Raw genomic sequence first — 5,165 nt, 5'->3', positions numbered from 1 at the left:
TCAAAGTCGTGGGCGGTGGCAATCCCGTACCATAGCCGACGTGTTGTCGGGTCTTGAGCGAGGTCCTGGCTAAACTTGGGGAATTTTCTTGCCATAAGTCGTAACTAGCTCCTACTCGCTCTTATCCTGACACTGCGATGATTCGCGCCAGGAAGAATGCCCAGGTTGTGACAATTCCTCCTAGGAGGTAGTGAGCTACCCCTACAGCTCGTCCTTGGATGATGCTCAGAGCGCGAGGCTGAATTGCCGGGGCAACTTTCAGTTTGTTGTGTGCCCAAACGATGGACTCGATGAGCTCTTGCCAGTAGCCACGGCCACTAAACAGGAACATCAGGCTGAATGCCCACACGAAGTGAGCGCCCAGGAATAACAGACCGTAAGCGGACAGAGCGCTTCCGTAGGATTGAATCACTTGAGCGGCTTGTGCCCACAGGAAGTCGCGCAACCAACCGTTGATGGTGATTGAACTTTGGGCGAAGTTGCCACCCGTAATGTGAGCGATCGAGCCGTCTGGAGATACGGTGCCCCACACGTCGGACTGCATCTTCCAGCTAAAGTGGAAGATCACGATCGACAGGGAGTTGTACATCCAGAACAGACCGAGGAATACATGGTCCCAACCGGAAACTTGGCAGGTGCCGCCACGGCCAGGTCCATCGCAGGGGAACCGGAAACCGAGTTCGCTCTTGTCAGGAATCAGACGAGAGTTGCGGGCAAACAGAACCCCTTTGAGCAGAATGAGAACGGTCACGTGAATCGTGAACGCATGGATATGATGAACCAAGAAGTCTGCGGTTCCGAGGGCGATCGGCATCATGGCCACTTTGCCGCCTACGGCTACCACATCACCACCGAATGCGAAGCTCGTGGGAGCTAATGCATTAGGAGCGGTGTTGCCTGGAGCCAAGGTGTGGAGATTTTGTACCCACTGGGCAAAGATTGGCTGTAGTTGAATACCGGTGTCGGAGAACATGTCTTGGGGACGACCAAAGGCTCGCATGGTGTCGTTGTGAACGTACAGCCCGAAGCTATGGAAGCCCAAGAACAAGCAGACCCAGTTCAGGTGAGAGATGATTGCATCCCGGTGACGGATGACGCGATCGAGCAAATTGTTGACATTTTTTGCCGGATCGTAGTCGCGCACCATGAAGATGGCAGCGTGAGCGCCCGCACCGACAATCAGGAAGCCGCCAATCCACACGTGGTGCGTGAACAGGGACAGCTGGGTGGGATAGTCGGTGGCGATGTAGGGATAAGGAGGCATCGCGTACATGTGGTGAGCCACAATGATGCTCAGCGAACCCAACATTGCCAGGTTAATGGCGAGCTGCGCGTGCCAAGAGGTGGTCAAGATTTCGTAAAGACCCTTGTGACCTTCACCGGTGAATGGACCCCGGTGAGCTTCTAGGATCTCTTTCATGCTATGACCGATGCCCCAGTTGGTGCGGTACATGTGTCCCGCAATGATGAACAGGACGGCGATCGCCACGTGATGGTGTGCCGTATCGCTCAACCACAGACCACCGGTGACGGGGTTCAATCCTCCCTTGAAGGTCAGGAAGTCGCTATATACTCCCCAGTTCAAGGTGAAGAAGGGAATCACTCCCTTGAAGAATCCCCAATCCACGCTGGGATAAAGCTCGCTCATCAAGCTGGGATTGAGAATGAATTCGTGCGGCAGCGGAATGTCTTTGGCTGCAACACCAGAATCCAACAGCTTGTTGATCGGCAGGGATACGTGGATTTGGTGACCTGCCCACCCCAGGGAACCCAGACCGAGTAACCCCGCTAGGTGGTGGTTCATCATCGATTCCACATTCTGGAACCACTCCAGTTTGGGAGCGCGTTTGTGATAGTGGAACCAACCAGCAAACAGCATCAAGCCTGCCATCACCAAGGCACCGATCGCGGTGCAATAGAGTTGAAACTCATTGGTGATGCCTCCGGCACGCCATAGCTGGAATAAACCAGAGGTGATTTGAATCCCTTGGAATCCTCCGCCAACATCGGCGTTGAGAATTTCTTGACCGAAGATCGGCCAGACCACTTGAGCGCTGGGTTTTATCCCAGTCGGATCGGCCAGCCATGCTTCGTAGTTGGAGAACTTGGCACCGTGGAAATAGGCACCGCTCAACCAAATGAAGATCACGGCCAGATGACCGAAGTGCGCGCTAAAGATTTTGCGCGAAATGTCTTCTAAATCGCTGGTATGGCTATCGAAATCGTGAGCGTTGGCGTGCAGGTTCCAAATCCATGTGGTGGTTTTGGGCCCGCGAGACAAGGTTCGGTCGAAGTGTCCCGGCTTTGCCCACTTTTCAAATGAAGTGGGAACGGGATCGTTTTCGACGCTGACCTTGACTTTTGCCTCTCGCTCGGGAGGGCTAATCGTCATCGAGACTCTCCTCTCTCTAGACAAGAACCGACGCTAAATCCACCCGAGGCGTTGCTCTGGAGCAACGATTCAACCTCCTCTCGAAGGTTGGGTGGTTAACTCAGAAAACCCTTAGTGGGTCTCTTAAGTTCTCTAGTTTAATGCAAGCTCCGTATTTTGTGTAGGAACTTCTATCAAAAATCCACCTAAATTTCTGAACGATTTGCCCAGAGCGCCTCGGCGGACTGCTGCTTGTGCATTATAGGGCTAGTGTCCCGCTTTTCTCAGGAACGCTTAACAATTATTCAAATTTCTCTGGCTTTCTTATTTTTTGGGGTTTTACGCAGCACTGTGGGGACAAAAGTCAACCCCTTACGCCAAAATGTTACATAACTTAATAATCCCCTCTTTTTCTGGGGAATACCCGATCGCCGATGGGCGATTTCAGTGTGGATGAAGGGTCGCTAGCGCCGCTGGGCACAGTCGATCGCCCTTTCTCGGTTGCCATCGAGAGTGGGATGAGCCGTTGTACGCCGGTGGAGAATAAATCGGCAGGCGATCGCCCACAGGCGACTCAATACCCCCGTCGTAATTTGTGAAACTGCCAAGACCTGGGAAAATAGTTAGACAGAGCATGGATTCAACGGTGAATGGTTGCCGTACCATTCCTTTATCATTACTTGTGTTTATGCGATTCCTTAAAAGATTTCAATAAGTCAAGTTCCAAGGAGTATAGCTGAGTGTTTGGTATCAACTGGCGATCGCCATTAGCAAAAGCATTGGCAAACTGCGCCATCGCAGTTGTGTTTCTGTTCGCCTTAGTCGCCTGTGGCGATCGCATCGAAGAACCCCCCACCGTCGGAGAGCAGCCAACCGCCCTGAGCGATCGCGGATCGCAAATCTCGGAAGTCTCTCCCCCCGCAGAAATTCAAAAGCTGCGACAAGCCTTAACCCAATACCAACCGCAAGTCGCCATCTTATCCCCGCAACCCGATGAAATCGTGCAAGACACCACGGTTACCGTCAAATTGCAAGTTCGCGATTTGCCCCTGTTTAAAAATCGCGACCTGGAACTCGGACCCCACCTGCAACTCATCCTCGATCGCGACCATTACCAAGAGGTTTACAACCTAGACGAACCGATTGTTTTCCAAAACCTAACCCCGGGAACCCATACCCTGCGAGTCTTTGCCGCTCGTCCTTGGCATGAAAACTTTAAAAATGACGGCGCATATGCCCAAACCACCTTTCACCTGTTCGCCAAAACCAACCACAACTCCCCGGATCCCGAAAAGCCCCTGCTTACCTACAGTCGCCCGCAAGGCACCTACGGCGCAGAACCGATCCTGCTCGACTTTTACCTCACCAACGCGCCTTTACATTTCGTCGCCCAAGAAAACCCCACCGACGAAATCGCAGATTGGCGAATTCGCGTCACCGTTAATGGAGAAAGTTTCGTCCTCGATCGCTGGGAACCCATTTACCTCAAAGGCTTTAAACCGGGCAAAAACTGGCTGCAAATCGAATTTCTCGACGATCGCGGCGAGTCGGTTCAAAATGTCTTCAACAATACGGTCCGCCTCATCACCTACACCCCGAGAGGCAAAGATCCCCTCTCTCGCCTGGTTCGTGGGGACCTGAAGGCAGAAGACGCTTTGGCGATCGTGGATCCGAGCTACAACCCACCGCCACCCACACCGGAAGAGCCGGCGATCGAAGAGGCGATCGAAGAACCAGTCGAACCCAATACAGAACCGTTATTGCCCATGCCCGAACCGGAAGAAATGCCGGTGGAAGTGGTGCCCGAGGAATACATGGAAACTCCCGAACCGGTAGAACCGGAATCGGTGGAAGAACCCGAAGAAACACCCGCCGCTGCGGAACCCGAAGAAATTATCCCCACCCCCGAAACCGTGGAACCGGAACCGGATGCGATCGCCCCGACTCCCACCCCCGAAGCGGTGGAAACTCCCACTCCCGCCGAAGCGGAAGCCAAAACCGCTGAAAAATCTCCCTGGGGTCGCTTCCTCGATCGCTTCCGTCGTCAAGATACCGAACCGATGACACCCGCACCGGTAGAAGAACCCTCGGAACTCGCACCGGAACCCGTGACTCCCGCACCCGTGACTCGGGAAGTCGAACCCGAACCGGCACCCACACCGGAAGTCGAACCCGAACCGATATCGGTACCGGAAGTCGAACCCGAACCGGCACCGGAAATCGAACCCGAGGCGGAAGTGGAAAGCGCAGCGGAACCCGAACCGACGAGCGCACCAGAAGAAATTGTTGAGGAATTGGACACTGAGGCGTCAGAGACTTCTATATATATAGAAGAAGAGCAATCCGCCGACTCTGCGAATTCCCCATCCTAATTCCGTTTTTCTGGTATAACGATCCAGATATAACTGAAGGACACGGCAGTGCCGTGTCCTTATTAGTTCAATCTAGTGCGTCATACAAAAATGGATTGCCCGCCTTCGCAATCCATTCCCAGAACAAAGACGGGATGGGATATTGCGCTTCGTAAAACTTCAGATGATTTTCAGGAGCAATCGTCGGTGAAGCTCGAGTTAAGGGTGCAGGCAGGGTTCAATAGCAATGTTTAAATTGCTTACGTTCCCTGCCTGCACAATTTGTTTTAATACTACCCGATCGCCGTTTTTTTGTCAACTTTTTTTTCTTCTTCGCCGGCGCGAATCATTTGCATGCAAGTTGCGTTCGCCGGCGCGAATCATTTGCATGCAAGTTGCGAATCTCAGGTGGGTGACGCCCTGGATTGGAGTGGGCTGACATG

General features: G+C 53.2%; 4 protein-coding genes. 2 read left to right on the top strand and 2 right to left on the bottom strand.

Annotation, left to right across the window (positions count from 1 at the left end; genetic code table 11):
• Both LKK83_RS31900 and psaA read right to left on the bottom strand, forming a co-directional pair.
• Positions 1–95: hypothetical protein (locus LKK83_RS31900; protein WP_442957260.1), on the bottom strand; the 95-nt coding region annotated here is incomplete at its 3' end.
• 26 nt (positions 96–121) lie between these two features.
• Positions 122–2,392, bottom strand: coding sequence for a photosystem I core protein PsaA (psaA, locus tag LKK83_RS01080; RefSeq protein ID WP_324628884.1), 2,271 nt, complete (start codon positions 2,390–2,392; stop codon positions 122–124).
• A gap of 413 nt (positions 2,393–2,805) precedes the next feature.
• Between psaA and LKK83_RS01075 the strand changes: the two genes are divergently transcribed.
• Complete coding sequence (locus LKK83_RS01075; protein WP_324628883.1) at positions 2,806–2,970, top strand: hypothetical protein; 165 nt, start codon at positions 2,806–2,808, stop codon at positions 2,968–2,970.
• Positions 2,971–3,111: 141 nt separating this feature from the next.
• Entirely contained in the window at positions 3,112–4,743 is a 1,632-nt protein-coding gene (locus LKK83_RS01070; protein WP_324628882.1) for a hypothetical protein, read from the top strand.
• Positions 4,744–5,165: the final 422 nt, after the last annotated feature.

It is taken from the genome of Phormidium sp. CCY1219 (genome assembly GCF_035615515.1).
Lineage (GTDB): Bacteria > Cyanobacteriota > Cyanobacteriia > Cyanobacteriales > Laspinemataceae > CCY1219.
This window is presented reverse-complemented; position numbering and strand designations above follow the sequence as displayed.

What these genes read in the sequence shown, in the direction of transcription:
- psaA (WP_324628884.1), bottom strand. Translation starts at nt 2,392, where the DNA reads ATGACGATTAGCCCTCCCGAGCGAGAGGCAAAAGTCAAGGTCAGCGTC.
- LKK83_RS01075 (WP_324628883.1), top strand. Translation starts at nt 2,806, where the DNA reads ATGGGCGATTTCAGTGTGGATGAAGGGTCGCTAGCGCCGCTGGGCACA.